Genomic DNA, 25,255 nt, shown 5'->3' with positions numbered 1-25,255 from the left:
ATAAACCAATCACCATATGTGTGGAATTTGCGGATTTGTAAAAAATACTGCTACAACCCTTACTGATAGGGAAATTATTCAAAGAATGAATCAGAAGCTGATTCATAGGGGACCAGATGCTCAAGACGTGATGTTATATGAAAACCTGGCTTTTGGATTTACTCGACTAAGCATCATTGGGCTTAATAACGGTATGCAACCTATTAGTAATGAAGATGATTCAGTCACTTTGATCTGCAACGGAGAAATATTCAATTATGTGGAACTCCGGGAGGAACTTTGGAAGAAAGGGCATGCCTTTAAAACGGATACGGATGTGGAAGTGTTGGTTCATTTATATGAAGAGCATGGAGTGGAGTTCATTAATAAGCTTAACGGGCAGTTTGCCTTTGCATTGTACGATAAAAAAAGACGGCGCTTAATATGTGCAAGAGACCATTTAGGCATCATACCATTTTTCTATACATTGGTAAACGGACATTTTATTTTTGCTTCCGAAATAAAAGCCATCCTTGAACATCCGCAGGTGTCTTCCTCGGTGGATTTAACCGGTCTGGACCAGGTTATGACCTTTCCCGGGCTTATTAGCCCCCGAACTATGTTTGATAACATCCAAAGCCTGGAGAACGGACACTACCTGATTTATGATAATCAAGGTCAACTTAGTGTACATGAATATTGGGATTTGGATTACCCAACACTCGATCAGATGACCGATGGGAAGCCGGAAAGTGAATATATAGAAGCTATAGAGGAGGTTTTCAACACATCATTGAAGTATAGACTTAGAGCCGATGTGCCTTCGGCCGTTTACCTTAGTGGAGGTTTAGATTCCTCCATGATTGCTTCCATGGTCAATCGCAACTATCCTGATTCAATAAAGGAGGCATTTTCTATTGATTTTACAGACCCGCTGTATTCAGAGTCTTACTACCAGAAATTGGTAGCCAGCGAAAACAATATGAACCTGAATCAAAAGGTGTTTCAATATGAAGATATTAGTGATCGGCTAATTAAGTCGATCTATCATAGTGAGTGCCCTATAAAAGAAACATATAATACGGCATCACTATCTCTGTCGGAAAGTGTGAGAAATAAAAATATAAAGGTAATTCTATCCGGTGAAGGGGCAGATGAGTTTTTTGCAGGGTATGTTGGGTACAGGTTTGATAAAATGAGAGAAGAGAAGCTGGTTTCAACGGAAGCCTGTGAATCTGAAAAAGCCCTTAGAGAATCTCTCTGGGGAGATAGAGATTTCCTGTATGAGAGGAATTACCTGGAGTTTGACGATATTAAAAGATCATTGTATTCGGATGGTGTTAACGAAAATTTTGACAAAATAAATTGTCTAAAGAACGGCTTTCCGTTGAACAAGGAACGAGTACATAACAGGCATATTCTTCATAAAAGAGCATACATTGACTATAAACTTCGGTTAGTCGATCATCTGGTATCGGATCACGGAGATAGAATGGGCATGGCCAACTCAGTGGAAGTTCGGTATCCGTTTTTGGATAAAGATCTCATAGAGTTATCAACGAAGATCCCCCCCGATTTAAAACTGAGTGACTTTACCGAAAAGTATATACTTCGACAAATGGGAAGTAAATATGTTTCCCGTGAGATTCTGGACCGGGAAAAATTTCACTTTATAGCCCCAGGGAGTCCCTTTTTGCTACAACAGAACATCGAGTATATCAATGACCTGTTATCTTATGATCTGATTAAGAAACAAGGGTATTTCAACCCTGATATGATAGAACATCTAAAAAAGAAATATGGTCAGAAAGGCTATACCATAAATGCTCCGTATGAAAATGACCTCCTTATTGTGGTGATTACATTTGGTATTATGCTCGATCTATTTTTTAAGAAGCACTGACCGTACAATAGACTTGCAAAACGACTCACGAACGGTACCCATTAAAGTAACAAAACCTAATTTTAAAATTTAACTGTATGACTTTTCAGCAAGAACTGATCAAGCGTTTGGAACTGAACAAAAAAGCTATCGCTCTGGAACAAGGAGACAGGGTATTTACATATGAAATGGTACATAAAAAGGCTATTAAGATTGCCAGATTTCTTTTACAAGCCGACCTGCCGCAAAATAGCTTTATAGGAATAGCAACAGAAGACAGGGTCTCCATGATCTGTACGATGATAGGAGTGGCACTGGCTCGTCATGTATTTGTACCTATTGATACCAAAATGCCTGCCAGCAGATTTAATAGTATAATTGGGGATAATGATCTGGCTTACCTCCTGTTTACTTCACATGGAGGATTTAATACCACAGCACTTTCTGAAAGTCGGGCTGATATTCAAGATGTCATAGCGGCAGATCAGGCGGAGGTTGATGTATTTCCGACTTATGAAGAAAATGACAGCTTGTATATGTATTTTACTTCAGGGTCAACAGGTAAGCCCAAAAGCATTGTTGGACGGAATGATAGCCTTTTACAGTTTATTCTTTGGGAGATCGGTGAATTTGCAATTGATGAAAATGACCGTTTCAGTCAATTGATCAGTCCGTACTTTGATGCATTTCTTCGTGATATATTTGTGCCATTATTTGCAGGAGGAACCGTTTGTATCCCTGAAAGTCAAGTGCCTGATCCCTTAAACCTTTTGGCCTGGTTGGACTCAAAGAAAGTAACAGCAATACATTGTGTACCCAGTGTGTTTAGAATATTTAACAGCAATGAGTTAAGAGAAGATCAGTTAAGTTCACTCAGGTACATCTTTCTTTCAGGGGAAAGGGTTATGCCATCAGAACTGAAAAGCTGGTATGAGAAAAAGGGTGAAGGTACAGAATTGGTTAATTTTTACGGAGCCACTGAGACTACGATGATTCGTACCTTTTACCGGATCAAACCTGAAGATACCGGAAAAGTGAGAATCCCCGTTGGTAAGGCCATCAGCGGCTCACAGGTTTTGGTACTTGACGAATCAATGAAACCATGCCCTGCTCTCACTCCTGGTGATGTTTATATCGTTTCTGAATATTTCACCAAAGGATATTATCAAAATGAAGAACTAAATGCAAGGAACTTCATTACACTTGAAAGTGAAGAGGGCAAGCCATTGCCAGCTTATAAAACCGGAGATCGAGGTGAAATAAGTGCAGATGGAAATTTGGATCTATTGGGGAGGGATGATCGCCAGGTCAAAATGAGGGGCATACGTATAGAGCTTGAGGAATTAGAAAATGTAGCATTAGGATCTGCACGTGTGAGAAGTGCAATAGCTATAGTAGTGAAGCAAGATCTGCCCGAAGCTGAGATTAGAATGTATGTAGAGCTTATTGAGTCAGAAGATCAGGGGAAGGAGATAGAGGATCTATGGCAGGTATTGAAAGCACAGTTGCCGGAGTATATGCATCCGGGATTATTGATCCCTTTGAAATCAATACCATTGCTTTCCAATGGTAAGGTTGATATAAAAGCCCTGGAAAAAATACAACCACTGAAGACCGAATCAGCAGAACCTTCTAATGAAACCGAAGCTAAGCTCTTAGCTATTTGGAAAACTGTACTTGATGAAGATAATATCTCAGTAACTGATAATTTTTTAAGAATAGGGGGAAACTCCATCAGCCTGATGAAGCTGATTGGAAGAATCTATAGAGAGTTTGGGGTAAGGCTTACTTTAGGAAATGCTTTAAAAAATCTTACTATAAGACAGCAGGCAGGTAAGGTACAGGAGCTCAATCAGGATAGTGTATTTGTTATTTCTAAGGTACAGTCTGGAGCTCGGTTTCCATTGAGTAAGAATCAGGAGCGTATGTTTTTTGAGGCCGAGTCGAATACGGGTATTTCATATAATCTTCCCATTGCCTGGACAATTAGTGAGGGTGTACAAATAGATAAAGTGGAAGAGGTATTTAATCAGATCATAGAGCGACATGAAGCCTTCAGAACAAGTTTTGTATTTGAGGATCAAAAGTTTTGGCAGCTAATTCACGCACCCTGGGAGATCGAAATTGAGACTATTGAAGTTAAAGGAGGTGAGCCAGAGGTTCAGCAAGCGGCTAAAAACTTTGTTAAACCTTTTCAGTTGGAAAACGGAAAATTATTACGAGTTGGGCTTATTCAGTCAGATACTTCTCGCGTCATTATTGCTGATACTCATCATATCGTTTGCGACGGGATGTCGCAGATCAATTTGATACGTGATTTTCTGACTCTTTACAATAACCATGCTCTGCAACCGCTTAATATTCAATTTAAGGATTATGCGGTCTGGGAAAATAAATTCAGAGAGAGTGAAGAATATGCAAAAAGCGGTCTTTTCTGGAAGCAAATATTGAATAAGAAGATACCCAAATCGGGCTTTCAGCCATTTTATGAAAGCGAAGGGGAGAGTGTAGGGAATCACCTTGAATTTTTTGTTTCAAAAGATACTATAGCACGGCTTTCAAAGGCGTATGAGAACGACAATGTAACAGCTTTTTCAATTATTTATAGCCTTTATTATTTAATGCTTTCCAGCGTTACAAGTCAAAAAGACATTACCATTGGTATCAATACGCTGGGACGTGTCCAACAAGAAGTTCTGGGTATCATTGGCATGTTTGCCAAAACATTACCCGTGCGTTTCGAAATTAAAGAGGGCATGACCTTCTCTCAAATGGTTCTTGAAGTGCATAAATTATTGACAGAGGTAAATGAAAAACAACTCTTTGACCTTTCAGACATTAAGGATGACCTTATTCGATCTCAGATGCTTGATAAGGGGCAACAATTGTTTGAAACTATGTTGGTATTTCAGAATCTGGATTTTTCAGGGTTAAAAGTTGCAGATAATAGTTTTACTCCTTTTCAGCTCAATACGGAAGTTTCCAAACATCCGCTCAGCCTGTTTGTATATGAGCAGCCAGAGAATTACTTGTTTCGTTTTGAATATTCTACTTCATACTTCAAAGAAGAAGAAATACAGTCTTTACAGTCGTTAGTAGGGCAAATGTTAGAAGTTCTGGAGAAAGAGATAACACCATCTTTGGATATACTTTTAGATCATTCATCCCCAATGACCAAGGAAGCAAAGGCATTAGGAGATGAGATAACCTTTAATTTATAGCAGATTTTTCTTTCGGCCCCTGATGTATCAGAACATCAGGACCTCATACAACACCTGGAATCCCGGATAGTGCAAACACCATAACATGGATGAGAAAGAATTAATATGTATTGTTATTAAACCTGAGGCAAGTACCATCAGGTCTACTCAATACCTGGCAAATTTTTTAAAAGACCACCGTTTTGAAGTGGAATATGCCGGGATCTTTGATGAAGATACTTGTAGGTATTTTGAGAAGAATGACCTGAGGTATAAGGCGTTTTCTTTTCCTGAACCCACGCTTGATTTAAATCAACCTAAAAATTTACACTTATATCAGGTGGAGGCAGAACAGGCATTAATGGCAGAATGCTACAATTATTATCAGGAATGTCCTCCTAAATTGGTTTTGTATGAGGTGCTAAATACATCCTGGACATTGCCTTTTGTGAAATTGGGAGTTCCCTTATTGGGAATCAGTGTTACACTCTCTACCGAATTCAACACGCGATTGCCCTCGGTACACTCCACCTATGCGCCTTCAAAGAAGTTAAACCTGATTGATCGTATGAAAATTATTGCCGGTTGGGTAAGTATCTACCGGTGGTGGTTGAGAGATCGCTTAAAATATAATGCAATGCTCTATAGACATTTCGGGCTGAGACGTATCCCGAAAAACAACTTTAAGCGTGTTTTTAAAAAATATGGATATCGCATAGTGTGGGGTGATTATCCTACCAATGATTTTAGGATCGATACACCCATTCTTTATTGTTGTCCGGCAGAATTTGATTTGCCATACCGCAAAAACAGGAAAAGGATTTTTTATGGAGGGAGCTTTGTACTACAGAATGAAAAACACAGCGAGCAGTTCGATTGGTCAGTTTTTGATGATCAGAGCAAAATAATTTACGCCACACTAGGTACCATGCCTCAGTTCTTGAATCCTGAGGTTAGGGTAAACTTTTATAAATCTATTCTCGGAGCTATGGAAGAAATGGATGGTTGTGAGTTGATTCTTCAGGTTGGGAAAAAGGAGGATATGGATGGATTGAGGGTTCCTGACAATGTTCATATTTATGATTGGGTGCCCCATATAGAAATTTTTAACAAAATATCCCTGATGGTATGTCATGGCGGTTTAGGAACACTTAGAGAAGCCATCTATCATGGAGTTCCCTCGGTGGTTTTTCCATCTTTTGGTGATCAACCAGGAAATTCAACAAGGGTAATATATAATAATCTGGGAGTCCGGGGTAACCTGTTAGATATCAATAAAACGGAAATGTTGAGGCTCATGAATCAGGTTTTTCAGGATGATAACATTCAGCGTGGGGTTCAGAAATTTCAGAAGATATTTAGAGATCAAATGGATTTCGTGCTGGGAATAGACTTTTTCAATCAGTTAATGCAAAAAAAAATCGATAACACTACCTATGGAAACGTTACAACAAATTGAACCGATCAGTATTTCGAAAAGCATTCTAAGAGAGGTTCACACACTACGAGGAGCAAATAAATACTCGGGGTTGTTAATCGTGCTTTTTAACTACCTACTAATTGCATTTTCAGTGATGATTTGTGTGCAATTTTCGTATTGGTTTTACCCAATTAGTTTGATCATCATCGGGTCAGTTCAGCGAGTTTTTGCTAACCTGTTACACGAGGCCAGCCATGGGTTATTGTCTTCTAATAAAAGGCTAAACCAGATTTTAGGAACCTACTTTACTTCATTTTTGATCTGTCATCTTTTGATCCCCTATAAGCAGACCCACCTTAGGGGACACCATCCTTATTGTGGAGATGAAGAGAAGGACCCGGATTATAACTTTCAGATAGCTTGTGGTCTGTACGATACTAAAGAAGGGTATAGAATGTTTTTTATCAAAAATATCGTGCTTTCAATTATCGGTTATAGAACCATCGAATACATCCGGTATATCTACCGAGACAGGATCTTTTTTGACACGTCTCAGTTGTCAGAGGAAAGAACTCGTAAATTCAGAAGAGAAAGGCTACAGTTTTTTATTACCTGGGCAGTTGTTTTTGCTACAGTAATACTTTCAGGAGTTTTATTGGAATTCTTTCTATTCTGGATCATACCACTCTTCACATCTTATGTTACAATTGGATGGTTAGCAGAAATGGCTGAGCATTATCCTTTACCAGAATCTGAAAAGTCAGAGTTACTACTTACCAGAAACAGGCATGGGAACATGATTGAAAACTTTATTTTCGGAAGACATGGAGACCGTTATCACTTGGTGCATCACCTATGTCCTTCTATTCCTTGTTACAAACTCAGAGAAGCACATGAGGTTCTACGAAAAGATACTAATTATCGAGAGTGGGATAATATATGGGGAGGGATTTTCAGTAAAGGCAAACCTGGTACGGAAACGCTTCTGAGTTATACTAAAAAATACCGCAAGTGGGAAGGAGGTGAGCCAGGTATGTCGTTTGGGTTACATATGTTGGGTGAATACCGGGGTCTTGTAAATAAAGGCGGACTGAGATAAGAAAAGGGGGTATTTATGTCAAAAGATAATAAGATAAATATGGTTGACCGTGGTTATTTTACAGGTCAGCTGGATCGTTGGGAATGCACGGATTATTTTGGTGATTATGAGGAGCGTCATCATGAAGGTTACGAATCAGGAAGTATAGAGATTGAAGTTTCAGAAGCTTTACTATCGTGTCTGAATAATGTATCAGACTCATTGCGTTCACAGCATATGGTATTGCTATGCGGATTACAGGTTTTAGCGAGCCGGTTATGCGGCAGTAGTCAGGCGCTGGTATTTACGGGTGCATATAACGATATAGACACATCAGTAGCGGCAGGTTACGTTATTCCCGTGATCAGTGAAGTTAGCACCAGCACCACTTTCCGGGACATTTTGTTCCAGGTAAAGACGAGAGTACTGGAGAGTCTCAGTCACCCCCATTGTAATGTTACCCTATTGCTTCGAGATCGTATAACAGGCATTTCATCAGGCAGCCTGTTGGGGTTAACCAGTGCAGGTATTCATCAGCCAAGTGACCTGTCAGGCTTATTATGTGATCTTCATTACCATTTTGAAGGATCGCAGGTACAGATTAGTTATAACAAGCTAAAATACAGAGAAGATAGCATTTTGAAGCTGTATGGTTTTTACGAGCGGTTGCTGTTGAACCTTTTAGCATTTCCTGACCAGCATTACAGTAAAGTGGAGCTGACCAGTGAGCTTGAGCGTGAACATCTGTTGAGTCAGTTTGATCACCGTTCGGTAAGCTATCCTGAATCGTCGACAATCGTTAGCCTTTTTGCCAGTCAGGTATCGTTGTATCCAGAACAAACGGCGATAGTTTACGGGGAAGTTCATATGAGCTATTCATCGCTTGACCAGGCATCAAACCGTGTAGCCCATATGCTGATGGCTCATGGCGGGCGTCCTGGCGACCTGATCGGATTGTTGACAGGTCGTAGTCATGAGACGATCATTGGAATACTGGGTATTTTGAAGATGGGAGGTGTTTACGTTCCCGTAGATGTAAACTATCCGGCTAAACGTATTCAATACATACTTGAAGACAGCGGCGTTGATCTGGTACTGTCCACGGAGCCAGTCGATGGCTTGGCTTATAAACATCAGATCATCCCGATAAGCAGATCGACAGACTATAGTGATTTACCAGTCGGGGTATGTCCGAAACCTGAAGACCTGTGCTATATCATCTATACCTCGGGTACAACCGGTAACCCCAAGGGTGTCATGATCCCTCACCGGAATGTGGTTCGCCTGCTCTACAATGACTCACTTGATTTTGAGTTCAGGAGCAGTGATATATGGGTAATGTTCCACAGCCCCTGTTTTGACATGAGCGTATGGGAGATCTTCGGAGCGTTGCTTTATGGAGGCGAGCTGATCGTTCTTTCTCGGGAGACCTCGATGGATACGCTTGCATTCATAGAGCTATTGAAAGAATCAGGCGTAACATGCCTATGTCAGACCCCTAGTGCCTTCTATAACCTGATTCGTCATAAAGATCACCATCCCGAAGCTGATTTTAAATTACGCTATATCACTTTAGGGGGCGAAGCCTTTAACCCCTCCCTGATGCGATCCTGGTATGAAAGCTACCCTGAGACAAAGGTTATCAATATGTACGGGATCACCGAGACGACGGTCCACAATACGTTTAAACATATAACAAGAGAAGATATAGAAAGGGGATCTAGTAACATCGGACGACCATTACCAACCCTTTCGATCTATATACTTGATGAACACAATTGTCTTGTTCCGAACGGAATGATCGGGGAACTTCATGTAGGAGGGATCGGCTTAGCCGATGGTTACTATGGCAAGGCTGAGTTAACGTGCAGTCGTTTTATAGAACACCCATATATAGAGGGGGAGCGCATTTACAAGTCGGGAGACCTTGTGCGCGTCATGGAAAACGGGGAGTTGGAATACCTGAGCCGGAAAGACAACCAGGTACAGCTTCGAGGCTACCGTATAGAGTTGGGATCTTTGGAGAACCACCTTCAGAACTACGAGGATATCAGACAGGCGGTGGTATTGGTACAGGAGCAGCAAGAGCATAAGATGCTGGCAGCCTTTTATGTGAGTGCTACTCCCTATAAAGAGTCGACCCTTCGAGCGTATCTATCCAGCCAGGTGCCGGATTATATGATACCCTCGGTATTTATCCATGTCCCGGTACTCCCTCTAACCCCTAATGGTAAGACTGATAAGCGGGCACTTCTGGCGTTATGTTCTGCTCCCAACCGCACATCCAGAGCGAGTAACCCAGAGAACGAAGAGGAGTTATACCTTCAAAATTTATGGAGTCAGGTACTATCCCAACCTGCGGATAGCCTGGGTACCCATACCAGCTTTTTCAGTGTAGGGGGCAACTCGCTGACCGTTGTTATGCTGAAGCACAGCATCTTAAAAGACTACCATGTCAATGTGAGTATATCCGCCTTATTTGAAAGAGACACCATATCCTCCCAGGCAACCCTGTTAAAGGAATCTGACCGGACCACACATAGCCAGATCCAACGAACAGCGCCCTGCTTGTCCTACCCATTATCTCCAGCCCAGCGTCGGTTGTATTTTGTACAACACCTGGAAGAAGATAATACGGCTTATAACATGCCCTTTGCCGTTAGGTTGCCCGTGATTCTGGAAGAAGATCGTTTGCGGAAAGCCTGCGAGGATTTGGTTGAGCGTCATGAGATCCTGCGTACTACATTTGACCTGGAGCAGGGGGATCCAGTTCAGAAAGTGCATGAAGAAGGGGCTGTATCCGTAAGGTTTTATCAACCAGATGAAGGAACAGATGAAGCACACCTTCTACAAGAGTTCAGGGAATCATTTTCTTTGAATAGCCTTCCATTGTTTCGGATAGGCGTAGTACCCGGCGATACAAGTAGCCTTTTGCTGTTTGATATCCACCATATCATCAGTGATGGCGTCACCCAGCGTCTTCTGGTCAAAGAGCTTTTGTCACTTTACCAGGGTGTTACCCTTGATCCGGTTCCATTGCAGTACCGTGATTATGTGATTTGGTACCACAGTTCAGAGAGGCAGGCAGAGCTTGTTAAACAAAGACAATTCTGGGAGAGAGAGTATGTGTCCCTTCCTTCCCCCCTGGAACTTCCCGGAGACTTTCCTCGTCCCCATTTCAGGAGTTTTGCAGGAGATACGCTTTCCCTGGAATTAGCGGATACAACTACCCAGGGGTTAAGAAATTATGCAGAGGAACACAGCAGTTCGGTTTACACCGTCATCTATGCCGCCTATTACCTTTTAGTCGGGAAACTGTCCGGCAGCGATGACCTGGTGATAGGTACCGTCACCAATGGCCGTAACCACCCCGACCTGTCAGACCTTTTCGGGATGCTGGCGAGTACCCTTCCGATCCGGATGCTATTAGACCGCAACCTGAGTTTTGAAGCGTTCCATGCTCAGGTAAAAGAGCGTGTATTGCAATGCATGGACCACCAGGACTTTCCCTACGAAGATTTACTGGAAAGCCTTGACGTAGCCCGTGATACCAGCCGGAACCCGCTGTTTGATATCTGTCTGGTTTATGAGCACCTGGAATCTGATCCTGAAGCCAGAGAGGAATACAAAGCAGTTCCGGTTCAACTGGACCACAAGCTGTCAAAATTTGACCTGACCCTGATTGTAAAAGAAACGCCAGAAGGTCTGTTGCTGGAGATGGAATACAGCACGGCACTATTTAAACCAGCGACCATACAGGTTTTTATGGAAGCCTACCAATACATATTGAATAGCGTCCTTTCCGATCCGGGGCAGTCCCTCCGTTCGGTTAGCCTTCAGGCAGAAGGTCCTGAGGTATATTTAAATTACCCCCTGACAGAGCCATGTTTTGCTCCTGATCAGACAGTAATAGATGCCTTTGAGATGCAGGTGTTAGCGCATGCGGATAAGTTAGCCGTTAGCTACGGAGAAGATAGATTGAGCTACAGCGCACTTAATGCGCGAAGCAACCGTTTGGCACGGCACCTTCAGATGTCAGGTGCCGGTCCGGGACAGTGCATCGGGCTATATTATAACCGATCGGTGGAGATGATCGTGGCGATTCTTGCGGTATTGAAAACCGGTTCGACCTATGTGCCGATCGATGACGAAGCCTCATCAGAACGGATCATGGAGATACTTTCAGACAGTCAGGCCCTGGTGTTACTGACCCATTCGGAGAAGGCATTGACTGGGTTAAACATTGAAGTAATAAGTTCGGACACCATTGATCTTGCAAGCTATAGTTCAGAGAACCCGGGTGTATCGATACCCTCCGAAACCCTGGCCTATATCATCTATACTTCCGGTACGACAGGGAAGTCCAAAGGAGTGATGATCAGCCATGAGAACCTGAAGAACCTGGTACTAAACCGGGATACCCCATTTGCCTTTAGCTCATCAGATACCTGGACAATGTTCCATCGTTATTGTTTTGATTTTAGTGTTTGGGAGATCTTCAGTCCCCTAACTACGGGAGGCCGTTTACTGGTGGTTTCACGAGAAGAACTTCTTGACCCGGCCCTGTTTTTGAGTCGAATAGTTAGCGATCAGGTAACGGTTTTGAACCAGACGCCGACCGCCTTTTATAACCTTATGCGTGTAGCTTTACAGGCACCTTCAGCAATAAAGCTCCGTTACATTATTTTTGGTGGCGAAAAGCTTCAGCCGGGAATGCTTTCAGACTGGAACGACACCTACCCAGGCGTGAAACTGGTGAACATGTATGGAATAACCGAGACGACGGTACATGTAACCTACAAAGAGATCACCCGCCCGATTATATCCAGGAATGAGAGCAATGTAGGAATTCCATTAGCAGGATACTTTGCGTGCGTGGTCAATAGCGACGGAAACATAGTTCCCCATGGCTTGCCAGGCGAACTGTATGTAGGCGGTTATGGCGTATCCCAGGGATATATTGGAAATGCTGATCTGACCGGCGAGAAATTTATCAGTCGTCCTGAGGTCTCCCCCTGGAAACTATACAGGAGCGGCGACCTTGTCCGTGTTGACGCTCATGGCGAGTTGATCTACTATCGTCGTATGGACCACCAGGTACAGCTAAAAGGTTTCCGGGTAGAGCTACAGGCCATAGAGAACATCCTGTCCACTTACAAGTTTATTGAAGAAGTAAAGGTAGTGTTCCGGGAGCGGTCACAGGATCAATACCTGGTAGCCTACTATATAGGGCCGGAAGAGATAGATGTAGTACAATTTCGCAGGCTTCTGGCTAATAAGCTACCCCTGTATATGATACCGTCATACTTTGTTCGCATAGATCACTTAAAAGTAACAGCTAATGGTAAGCTGGATGAGCAGTACCTGCCAGATCCTGTTCATCAGGTACATAGAGGTACACGATTAGCCCAGAGCTATTTAGAAAAGAAAGCCACATCTATTTGGAGTGCTACACTAGGTCTTGAAACAGTTGGTCTTGAAGACAACTACTTCAGTATTGGCGGGGATTCGATCACAGCGATTCGTCTGATCAGCCGAATGAATGACACGCTTCATACCAGGCTAAAAGTATCAGATCTATATAAATATCAGACGCTGGAAGAGCTGCTTGCCTATGCCCGTTCAGAAGATAGCCGAGGTCATGAGCGTTATTACCAGGAGGTACAGACCGAGCTGGCAGAGTTTTCAGCATCCTATCGCTCGAAGCATGCTGACCCGTCCATAGAGTCAGTTTATCCGATGTCCAATATAGAGCGAGGGATGAGCTTTATCCAGCTTCGGAACGAAGAAGCCCTGATCTATTTTGAACAACTGGTATGGGAGGTTACCTATGAGGACTTTGATATCCATGTTCTGGAACAAGCCTTAACCCTATTAACAGAAAAACAGACTGCCCTGCGTACCGCTCTTGATGTCGGGGAGAATGCCCATGTGATCTATAAACCCTTTTCAATAGAGGTTCCCTATGCGGATTTGAGAGGAAAACCAAAGCAGGAGCAGGAAGGGCATATCCGATCCTATATGGAGCACTCCCAAGAGCACCCCTTCGCCCTTGATAAGGCCCCCTTATGGCGGTTGAGTGCTTTTCGTCTTCAGGAAGACTTTCATGTACTGATCTTTGAGATCCACCATGCCATTTCCGATGGCTGGAGTATAGCCACCTTTATGACGGAGCTGAACAGGACCTATCGAGCCCTTCAGGAAGATAATGCATATCGTCCATCTCCATTAAGTACCGGCTACCGGGAGTTCATCATAGAAGAGATGGTTTATGACCGGATGGAAGAGAGCCTTGATTTTTGGAAAACGGAGCTATCGGGCTTTACCAAGTTCAGTTTGAATACCCCAGTGGAGGATAGTTCGTTCCGTTCGATAAAGGTTCCTTTTGACCAGGATCTTTTCGGGTCTTTGGAAGACCTGGCGTCCAGCCGAGGCACGACCGTCAAGAACCTGTTCTTTGCGGCGTATATGAGCAGCCTGAATATGATGAGCTACAGTTCAGACATCGTAGCCGGTTTGGTGACCTTCAACCGGTTGATCGGGGAGGAAGGTGTGGATGTATTCGGGAACTTTCTAAATACGATCCCGGTGCGTCTGGATCTGACAGAAGAGCTGACCGGCGAATTACTGTTGACAAAAGTAGAGGATAAGCTTCAAGAGATCAAAGCATATGACCGCACCTCCCTGTTCCGTATAGCGCGTGCGATGGGGGTAACCAATTTCACGGAAAACCCGATCACCGACCTGCTGTTCAACTTTACGAGCTTTCATGTGATCTATGAACTATCGATGGACCACTCGCGGTCGGTTACCGAAGAGGAGCGTGTAGCCATTGATAACTTCATCCGGGGTCATGGTTTGTTTGAAGTAAGTGTTAACGGCGTACGAAGCAACTGTTTTATCCAGTATGATTATGTGACCACCTTTATCTCTGATACAGATTTCAGGAGATTTACCCAAATCTATGAGAATACGCTTCGCCTGTTGGCTTACTCCCCTGACCGGAAGATCAACCTATCAACCGTATTGCCGGAAGACAATGTTTCTCTTCAGGGACTTCAGGGTGCTCATAGAGATATTCCCGAAGACTTTTCCATCCTTCCCCTGTTTGCCAGTCATGTATCATCAACCCCCGATGGCGTGGCGTTGATTTATGAGGGCGAAGAGATAAGCTACCGGGATTTGGATGCACGCTCAGACCAAATCGCATCGTCATTGCAGTCCTCCGGCGTTGTAGGTGGCGATGTAGTAGGAGTTTTACAAGAGCGCAGCCCAGACTTAATAGCCAGTATATTGGGTATTTTCAAAGCCGGGGGCGTATACCTTCCGGTGGATCCTGATTACCCCGCTTCACGGATCAGAGAGATCCTCGAAGACAGCGGAGCGGTATGTTTGCTTAGCGGCGCATTCCAGTCAGAAGCTATGGGGCTGCCTTCATCATGTTTTGTTATCAGAACAGCTACCCTGGCAAAAGATACATCGGCAGTGCTATGGACACCCGCCGACCGATCATCTACGGCCTATATCATCTACACCTCAGGATCAACAGGGCAACCGAAAGGTGTAGAGAACACCCACGGAGGACTGATCAACCGACTGCTATGGATGCAGGAAGAGCTTGGCCTTACCGCAGGCACTCGTTTTTTACATAAGACACCGGTCGTTTTTGATGTTTCTGTCTGGGAACTTATTTTACCGCTGATAACAGGGGGGACACTGGTGATTGCACGCCCTGAAGGTCATAAAGACCAGAGCTACCTCAGCACCACGATAGCAGAAGCAGGTGTTGAAGTCATACACTTTGTGCCCTCGATGCTGTCAGTATTTCTGGATACTATGCAGTTAGAAGGAGCAATGCTTCCCGGAGTGAGAGAGGTGATCTGTAGTGGCGAAGCGCTGAAAGGAGTGACCGTAGAATCCTTTTCGTCTGTTTTTACGCATGCACGACTCCATAACTATTATGGGCCAACCGAGGCAGCCATAGATGTGACCTCCATTTGCCTGGATGGCTACTCCGGGGGCGTGGTTTCTATTGGTCGTCCGGTGTTAAACACGCAGATCCACATCATGGATGACCAGAGCCGGTTATTGTCCCGTGGCAGCGTAGGAGAGCTATGCATAGGAGGAGTTCAGGTAGCGGCGGGTTATGTTAACCGTCCGGAGTTGACCTCGTCAAAATTCATTATTGGAGAAGGCGAGTTGGGGCGTTTGTATCGAACCGGTGATCTGGCCCGCTGGCGATCAGACGGAACCCTGGAGTACCTGGGTCGCATCGATACCCAGGTAAAACTTCGTGGTTATCGCATAGAGTTGGGAGAGATCAGCAATGTGCTGGAGCGTTGTGCGGGGGTTCGTCAGGCGGCTGTGGCCCTTCGTCATCGGGGAGAAGATGCTCACCTTGTGGGCTATTACGTATCCGATGTCCTCGTTAACAAAGAAGAGTTAAAGACCCATTTGTCAGCATATTTACCGGATTATATGGTTCCTGAGTATTATGTTGAGCTGGAGGCGTTGCCACTGACCCACAATGGTAAACTGGATTACAGCTCTCTGCCTGACTATCAGGTGGAGGTGGAGGAATATCAGGCACCTTCCAATGAGGTGGAGCGCCGTCTGGTAAGTATATGGTCCGAGATCCTCGAGCTTCCGCAGGATAGTATAAGTACCAATGCCGACTTTTTCCGTCTTGGAGGTAACTCTCTAAGTGCAATTACATTGGTGAACAGGATCAGTAAAGCCTTTGACGTAACTATACGGTTGAGCGAGTTGTTCAATAATACTACTATAGGAGCCCTAAACAACTTAATTGCAGAGGCAAATGAGCATATTGCCTTTGTGCATATACCAAAGGCAGAAATGATATCCGCTTACCCTTTGTCTTCTGCTCAAAAACGCATGTACCTCCTATATCAATTTGATAAGGGGAGCATAACTTATAATATGCCAGAACTGTTCATGCTTGGCGATAATTATGAGATCCATCGCATCAAAGAAGCCTTTGGCCAACTTATAGCACGGCATGAGATATTGCACAGTGTGTTTGAACTGCAGGGAGGCGAAGCGGTGCAGCGGGTACTTGAAGAATACGAATTTGAAATTGAGTATGACGAAGGTGGTCCCGAAGAAGAGTTGCAAACCTACAAATCCTTCTTACGGCCTTTTGATCTTGATAAGGAACTGCCCATAAGGGTTAATTTATTTAAAAACCTGTATGGAGAGTGTATACTCATGGTAGATATGCATCATATTGTGAGTGATGGAGTTTCCATGGATATATTACTTAGAGAGTTCTGGTCATTGTATAGAGGAGAAACCCTTGAGGCACTTCCATTACAATATAAGGATTATGCAATGTGGCAACAAAGCACGGCTTACCAGGAACAGGTAGCCATTCATAAGTCATATTGGTTAGATGTTTTTGCCGAATCAATTCCGGAACTGAATCTGCCCACAGATTATAAGCGACCACTTGAAAGAAGTGATAATTCCTGTAGCGCAACGTTATTACTAACCGGTGAGGAAAGTGAACAAATAAGAGGTCTGGCATCCGACCTTGGGGTGACCTTATATACATTGCTTCTTGGTGCATACTATGTACTCCTGCACAAGCTTTGTAACACCACGGATATTGTTGTGGGTACACCAACCGCTGGTCGTTCTCATGCTGATCTGGAAAATATGGTTGGTATGTTTGTCAATACACTTGCGATCCGTCAGCAGATTTCGGATAAAAAAGCTTTTGGTGAGTTTATCAAAAAGCTTCAAAAGGATACCCTTCAGGCTTTTGAGCATCAACTTTTTCAGTATCAGGACTTGGTTGATACATTAGAGATTCCTCGAGCGATTGATCGAAATCCGTTGTTTGATGTGTTCTTTACAATTCAGGAAGAAAAGGAAATGATCGACTTTAATATGAGAGCCATTGACCTCAGTGAACATGGGGAAGTTTCAGCAAAGGCAAAATTTGACCTGAGCCTGGAAGTGTTGGACTCACATAAAGGTTTGGGTTTTACGTTTACGGCACGAAACGATTTATTTCAGAAGTCAACACTGGAGAATTTCACAGCATATCTAAAACGCATCCTAAACAGCGTATCAGAGGATACCACCCAAAGAATAGCAGATATAAGCCTATTGTCTGATATTGAATGTAAAGAATTGCTTGAAGACTTTAATGATTCTGCGGTTGACTTTGGACTGCCCAATACAGTACTGGACAGGTTCAGAACTCAGGCACTTAAAAGCCCTGAAGCAATTGCGCTTATATATAAGGATAAGGAAATCAGCTATGGTGTGTTGGATAATCTATCAGATCAATGGGCTGGAAATCTGGTGGAGAAAGGGGTGAAACCCGGAGCGATTGTTGGTTTGCTTATGGAGCGTTCAACAGAAATGATTACAGCGATTTTGGCGGTGATGAAGGCAGGAGCGGCTTACGTACCCCTTAACCCCGACCAACCCATCAGGCGTAATTTATACATGATGGAAGAGTGCGGATGTAGTTACGTAATAAGTAATTTACCCGATATAGACGATGCGCTTAGGGCTTCTCGCATCTTCTTGACACCAGAAATACTTTCCTCTGAAAACCATACTGCCGGAACATCGCCAGGGGTAAATATTCAAAGTCTCGCTTATATTATTTATACGTCAGGTTCAACGGGAGACCCTAAAGGAGTTATGATTGAACATGAATCCCTGAGCAATTTTATTGCTCATGAAGAGCGGTTTCTATCTGTTAACCGTGAAGACCGTGTTCTACAATTTTCCCCATACTATTTTGATGTATCGGTACAGCAGATTTGGGTATCTTTAACAACCGGAGCGGGTCTCGTACTTATCGATAAGGAGACGCTGAGTAATCCGGAGTATTTTGTATCATACTTGTCTTCAAAGTGTGTGACCATCATGAATGTGACACCATCTTTCTTAGAAAGTATGACTATCCCTCCTATGGAAAAGCTCAGGAGTATTGTAGTTTCAGGAGAGGCATGCAAGGCTTCATTGGCGAAGCAGTATATGGAGCAATATGACTTTTACAACGAATATGGGCCTACAGAAGCTACTGTAATAGCCATTTCCTGTAAAGTGACTTCGGAGATGATCACTGCTGACAGAGTACCTATTGGAAAACCCATAGCTAATATGAGGGCTTATATCCTGAATGATGCCGGACAGGTTGTACCTCGTGGCAGCGCAGGAACACTTTATTTATCGGGTAAGGGAGTGGCAAAAGGGTACCTTAACAAAGCGGATCTTACAAAAGAGCGTTTTGTAGATAATCCATATGCAGGCGGAGTATTATATGACACCGGTGACTTAGCACGTTGGCTCCCTGAAGGAAATATTGAGTTTCTGGGGCGTGTTGATGATCAGGTAAAACTGCGGGGATATCGAATTGAACCGGGAGAAATTGAGAATTGTCTTGAAGAGCTCCCTGAGGTAAATAAAGCTGTTGTATGTCTGCGAGGGCAACCGGGTCAGGAGTATTTATATGCCTACCTTTCTGGCAAAGAGACATTGAAGCCGGAGATTATCAAGCTACATTTATCGAGACTCTTGCCGGATTATATGATCCCTAATGGTTATATGTGGATTGATAACATTCCATTGAACCCTAATGGAAAAGTGGATCGCAAAGCTTTACCCAAAGCCGATTTTACTCATGAAGGAGAAAGATGTGGACCACAAACAGCAACCGAGGTACTTCTCATGGATCTTTGGTCTGAGGTGTTAAATATAGATGTGGAAAGGATCAGTACAGATAAAAGCTTATTCGAAATTGGAGGAAACTCACTCACGGTTATTGTACTGACAAATCGTATATTGAAGACTACAGGATTGGATATCAGTCCCAGACAGATTTTTATAAAACCTACGATACAAAGCATGGCTGATTATATAGATACAGTCAGGCAACTGGAGACTTCTGAGGATGACGGAGAGTATAGCACAAAAGTAATCATATGAAAATAGACGAATATATAAGCTCTTTGAGACATAAAAGCATTATTGTCTCTGTGCAAGATGGAAACTTAGCAGTTAAGGGTGCTGATGGTGCTGTTACTCCTGAAATAATTGAAGAACTCAGGTCGAAGAAACTTGAAATACTGGAGTTTTTCAATGCAGTGAAAAAAAACAGAGGTACTGAACTTATCCCCCAGGCAAATATTCAGGATCATTACCCATTATCCAGAGGGCAGGTAAGGCTGTGGATACTGGACCAACTGGGAGAGGGGGAAGGGGTGTATAATGTTCCCTTAGATTTTGTGATTGAAAATATGGACGTCTCTGCTTTTGAAAGGGCATTGGAACTGATTGTTGAAAGACATGAAATATTAAGGACAGTAATTCATGTAATTGATGGGCAGCCGCGGCAGGTAATAAAGGGTATCTCGGCTGTTGACATGAAGGTTAATTATTTCAGTGCTGCTTCCGAAGAGCTTTTTAATGACATTATTGTCAGAGAATGTCGTTATCCATTTGACTTGTCAGAGTCTTCAATGCGCGTGTCGGTTATAGATCGTGGTGATGACACCTCGGTATTATGTTTTGTGTTTCATCATATAATAATTGATGAATGGTCTTCAGGCGTACTTATTCGAGAGTTTAAAGAACTATACGAGGGAATTGTTACAGGAAAGGGAAACCACCTGTCCCCATTAAAAATTCAATATAAAGATTATGCAGTATGGCAGAATGATTTAATTGATTCAGGCTCACTGGATCCTTCAAAGAAATTTTGGACGGATAGGCTCTCGGGGGAACTCACCAGGCTTATACTACCTTTGGACTTTGACAGGCCTGATGAGAGGGGTTATCAGGGCAGTAGAGTTGAATATGAAATCTCACGTGAAATTACAGATCAACTTGTTAAGCTTGGGCATCAGTATAAAGCGTCATTATTCATTGTGCTCCTAAGTGCTTTGAAAGCATTGTTGCATCGGTATACCGGACAGGAAGATATCATTCTTGGGTATCCGGTTAGTGGCCGTGATCATTATAGCCTGGAGAATCAGGTAGGGTTTTATAGCAATACGGTTGTTTTTCGTACACCGATTAAAGGCGACCTTTCATTTCGAGAGATACTGGAGTTGGTCAACACCAATTCTTTAGAAACTTTTGAGCATCAATCGTATCCATTTGATTTATTGGTAAATGATATTGATGATGGCTCAAACAATAAACAGAACCCTCTTTTTGATGTACTTATATCTTATCATGACTCTGCCTCCGAAGGTGGGATAATTGAAGAAAGTGAGACAGATAACGATACCATTATTTACAGAGAGAATACAGGAAGTAAGTTTGATTTATCTTATGATTTCAACCGGATATCGCGAGGTAGCATAACAGGAGCGATTAATTTCAATAATAACCTTTTTAAAAAGGAGAAGATCCTGAGAATGGTAGGTCATTTCAAAAACTTCTTAACGGAAGTTCTTAATAAGCCGGATAACCCGATCAGTACATTGTTCTTTTTAGAAAATGAGGAGATCAATCAAATACTGAGACTATTTAACAATACAAATAAGGGTTTTGACTTTTCGTGTGGAATCAAACACTTATTTGAAGCACGGGCTCAGGAATCGCCGGGATCAATATCTGTCCTTACAGAGGCAGGGGAGATAACTTTTGGAGAAATGAATGATCGAGCGAATCGTTTGGCTCATTATCTTCATACATCTTTCGGAGTTTCCGATCAAGATCATGTAGGGGTTTTGATGGACAATACGGTAGATCGTCTACTGACACTGCTGGCCATTATTAAACTTGGTGCTGCTTACGTTCCTTTGGATATGGATTTTCCCGCTGAGCGCATTTCCTTTATTTTAAAAGATACCAACGCGAAACTGTTAATTACTGATGGTATTGATATCATTCAAAAAGCCTCTATCGAATACCAGGGCCCCGTTTTTGAAACGGATCAACTAGATATGAAAATTGAAGGGTGTACCAATAGCAATCCACAAGCCGAAGTAGGATTGGAGAGTATATTTGCTATTTTGTATACGTCAGGATCCACAGGGAAGCCCAAAGGAGTATTGATAAAAAATGAGGGACTCATTAATAGAATAAACTGGTTCTGGAATCATTATAAATGTTCTCAGGAGGATGTAATATATCAAAAAACACCTTTTGTTTTTGATGTATCCATTGGTGAAATATTTATGCCTTTGTGTTTCGGCGCAAAACTTGTACTCGCAGAAAAGGAGACCTCTTTACAAATTACTGAGAATATCATACGGTTCGAGGTAACCTATGTACACTTTTCTCCAACCCAATTAAATAATTACCTGGATGCTATTGAAGGAGAACCTTTGAAAAATAGTGACCTTAGAATGATTGCGTGTAGTGGAGAAGAACTTACTAAAAACATTGTTAACAAGTACTATAGTAGATATAGCATTCCATTATCTAACCTTTACGGCCCCACCGAGGCATCTATTGAAGTAACGTATTATGATACTACACAGGAAGATACCAGAAGTGAAGAGTCAAGAATTCCAATAGGGAAGCCTATAGATAACGTTCAGATTTATGTACTTGATAGATATCATCAGTTATCCCCTATTGGCTTTAATGGTGAGATAGGTATTGGAGGGATTTGTCTTGCAAAGGGATATTTTAATGACCCAGAGAAAACAAAGAGGCAATTCATAGAATGCTCGTTTGATCAGTTGGATAAAACAAGAGTTTACAAAACCGGAGATGTGGGTAAATGGAGTGACGAAGGACTGGTGTACTTTTTGGGGAGAGTCGACAATCAGATTTCAATAAATGGCTCTCGTATTGAGCCTGGAGAAATTGAGAGTGCTATTTCTGATCATCCTGCAATACATGAGGTGGCTGTTGTCACCAGGCAGGATGAGTTCATGAACTGGCATTTGATCGCCTACTATACATTGAAAAAAGAGAAAAATAACTTGGCAGAGGTTGAAATACCTGAGTTATCGAAGCCTGTGGCCCGTGTTCGGGAGTTAGAAAATTCGCATTCACCTCTATCTGGTACCTCAACTGTGCAAAATGTTTACGAATTGCTTCATGAGTCACTTTTAAAACACCACGATCGCACGGCCTTGGTGTATGAAGATGTGTCTATGACTTATAAGCAGTTGTATGAAGAAGTTGAAAAATTTGCCACCTATCTAATAAAGCAATACGGGGTTTCGTTGGGAGATCATGTGGTTTTGCTGGCCGGCAGATCAGAGAGAACAATTATATCAATACTGGCTCTTTTGAAGATTGGTGCAGTGTATGTCCCTGTTGATAGAGAATATCCATTGGCACGTATGGAACAGATCGTCCGGGATAGTGCTGCAACACTCATTATCGCTGAACGGGATATTGACTTCAATGTACTTTCAGCCCTGGCGCCCATAGCTTTTAGTGAGGAACCTCAGAATAATCCCAATATGTCTGGTGCAAAGGAATATAAATCAGAAGCCTCTCAAGGAGATCTATGCTATATTTGTTACACGTCAGGGTCAACAGGAAAGCCTAAAGGGGTAATGATAGAGCAGCAATCTGTGGTTGATTATATCGAGACCTTTAGCAGGTATTTCAATATTTCTGGTGCTGATACGGTGATCCAGCAGTCGTCCATTTCATTCGATACATTTGTTGAAGAGGTCTTTCCGACGTTGTATGCCGGAGCAAAACTGGTAATCCTTCCTGATGGAGGAAGAAATGTAGAGGCCATGATAGACGCAATAAACCTCCATAAAGTTTCTGTATTGAGCACAACCCCATTAGTGATCAATGAACTCAATGCACAATATGATCGCCTTGATTATATGCCAAGAGTTATAATAAGCGGAGGAGATACATTGCAAAAATCATATGTAGACCGACTCCTGGCTTATACATCGATATTCAATACTTATGGCCCTACGGAATTTACTATATGCGCCACTTTTGGTCGCATAGAACAGGGTGAAGATTGTAACATAATCGGGAAACCCGTAAGTGATTACAAGGTGTTTCTTTTGGATGATAACTTGAAAGAAGTAGGCTCTGGGGAGATAGGAGAAATACACATTGCAGGAGCAGGGATGGCAAGAGGGTATTTAAATAATGATATTGAAACGAAGAAGTATTTTATTCCTAACCCTTTTGGAGAAGGAAGGTTGTATAAAACCGGTGATCTTGCCAGATGGAATAAAAAAGGAGAATTAGTGTTTTTGGGGAGGAAAGATAATCAGGTGAAGTTGAAAGGGTATCGTGTTGAACCCATTGAGGTGGATATGGCTCTCCAGACTTGTGACGGGATTACTAATTGTATCACTTTGGCCAGAGAAGATTACCGTGGGGAGAAACATCTGGTATCCTATTATTCAGCATCCAAAAAAATTGGGACAGAAGAAATAAGAGAGTTTTTAAATGCACTCCTGTCGCACTATATGGTACCTGATTATTTTGTGGAAATTAGTGAATTTGTTACAACACATAACGGAAAAATTAATACTGAAGCTTTACCTGTACCTGAACTTTTGCTTCAAGACCCTGCTTTTAATGCTGAACTCAAAGACTTTCTAAGGAAAAAGTTACCTGCTTATATGATCCCGGCTCATCTGATCGTTTTGAATGAGCTTCCAATGACTGTGAGTGGAAAAACAGACAGGAAATTCCTGGAGAATAGAGAACTTAAAAAGTTACGGAGTAACACGGTTAGTAAGCCAGTTAATAAGCATGAAGAAACCCTGCTTGAAATTTGGAAGGATGTCTTAAAGCTATCCGAGATCAGTACGGATACAAATTTTTTTGAGTTGGGAGGGAATTCTATTAAGGCGACTCAAATCATGTCAATGATTTATAAGCGGTTTGAGAAGAAAATTGCCTTAAAGGATATCTATAACAACCCAACCATTATAGAACTGGCCAGGTGTCTGAAAACAAATGAAAGGACGGAAACATTAATGATAAAATTAGGTAATGTAGTTCCCGACCACCCCTCTGTATTCTTTATACCCCCCATTCTTGGATCAGCTACGGTGTTTAGAGAGCTTGCCTCAAGCATAAATGACCAGGTCAATGTACTGGGTTTTCAATATCGGGGATTTGACCATGACGAACCTTTTGACCTTAGTATAGATGCTATGGCCATATCTTTTACAAGGGAGATAACCATGGTAAATCAGGCTGGCCAGCCAGTGGTTCTTATAGGATATTCTATGGGAGGTACGGTTGGTTTTGAAATGGCACGCATACTTGAAGGCCAGGGATATCCTGTTACCCTGATCATAATCGACCGCAATGTTTATGAAGATGAAGGCACTTTAGACGACGAAGATATTTCAAAAATGCTGAATCAGGAGTTGGCTCATTGGCATAAAGATTTAAAGGATCAGGATTTTGACAGGGTGAAACGACTAGTACTTCATAACGCAAAAATACTGGCAACCTACCAAATTCAAGGTAAAATACAGGGCAGTATTATTACCATTGAGGCAAAACGTGATACACACCAGATACATATGGAGGAATGGGGTAATTTTACCACTGGTTCATTTGAGCATCATTATGTCCAGGGAGATCATTACACTATTATTGATAATTTAGAAATACTAGCCCCTGTAATAAGAAGGGCATTATTGCAGCCTGTTTCCTGATTGCCCTGAGACTGTCATACCTTATTGTAAATCTGATAGACAGGAAAGCGATATTAAAACTCTTTTTAAACTCTTAAAACCATT

6 protein-coding genes are annotated in these 25,255 nt (G+C 42.5%); all 6 read left to right on the top strand.

From position 1 onward, the window contains the following. The first annotated feature begins 16 nt into the window (after positions 1-16). The 6 genes from asnB to LVD17_RS07260 all read left to right on the top strand — a co-directional run bounded on the left by asnB (position 17) and on the right by LVD17_RS07260 (position 25,171). Positions 17-1,882 (top strand): asparagine synthase (glutamine-hydrolyzing), encoded by a 1,866-nt coding sequence (gene asnB, locus LVD17_RS07285; protein ID WP_233765775.1) that lies wholly within the window; start codon positions 17-19, stop codon positions 1,880-1,882. Positions 1,883-1,959: 77 nt separating this feature from the next. Next, a complete protein-coding gene (locus LVD17_RS07280) occupies positions 1,960-5,082 on the top strand; it encodes a condensation domain-containing protein (protein ID WP_233765773.1) in 3,123 nt (1,040 codons plus the stop codon). An 85-nt stretch (positions 5,083-5,167) separates the two neighbouring features. Beyond that, a complete protein-coding gene (locus LVD17_RS07275; protein ID WP_233765771.1) occupies positions 5,168-6,520 on the top strand; it encodes a glycosyltransferase in 1,353 nt (450 codons plus the stop codon). Beyond that, positions 6,498-7,580, top strand: coding sequence for a fatty acid desaturase family protein (locus LVD17_RS07270; protein WP_233765769.1), 1,083 nt, complete (start codon positions 6,498-6,500; stop codon positions 7,578-7,580). Before LVD17_RS07275 ends, LVD17_RS07270 begins: the two co-directional genes overlap by 23 nt. A gap of 15 nt (positions 7,581-7,595) precedes the next feature. Then, positions 7,596-19,529, top strand: a complete 11,934-nt coding sequence (locus tag LVD17_RS07265; protein WP_233765767.1) for a non-ribosomal peptide synthetase — start codon at positions 7,596-7,598, stop codon at positions 19,527-19,529. Then, the gene (locus LVD17_RS07260; protein WP_233765765.1) at positions 19,526-25,171 is read left to right on the top strand and encodes a non-ribosomal peptide synthetase; all 5,646 of its coding nucleotides are present in this window, start codon (positions 19,526-19,528) and stop codon (positions 25,169-25,171) included. The genes LVD17_RS07265 and LVD17_RS07260 overlap by 4 nt, the downstream gene beginning before the upstream one ends. Positions 25,172-25,255 lie beyond the last annotated feature (84 nt).

Origin of the sequence: Fulvivirga ulvae, assembly GCF_021389975.1 — a bacterium.
Classification (GTDB): Bacteria; Bacteroidota; Bacteroidia; order Cytophagales; family Cyclobacteriaceae; genus Fulvivirga; species Fulvivirga ulvae.
Note: the sequence above shows the minus strand (reverse complement) of the source record. Positions and strands in the feature narration are given on the sequence as shown.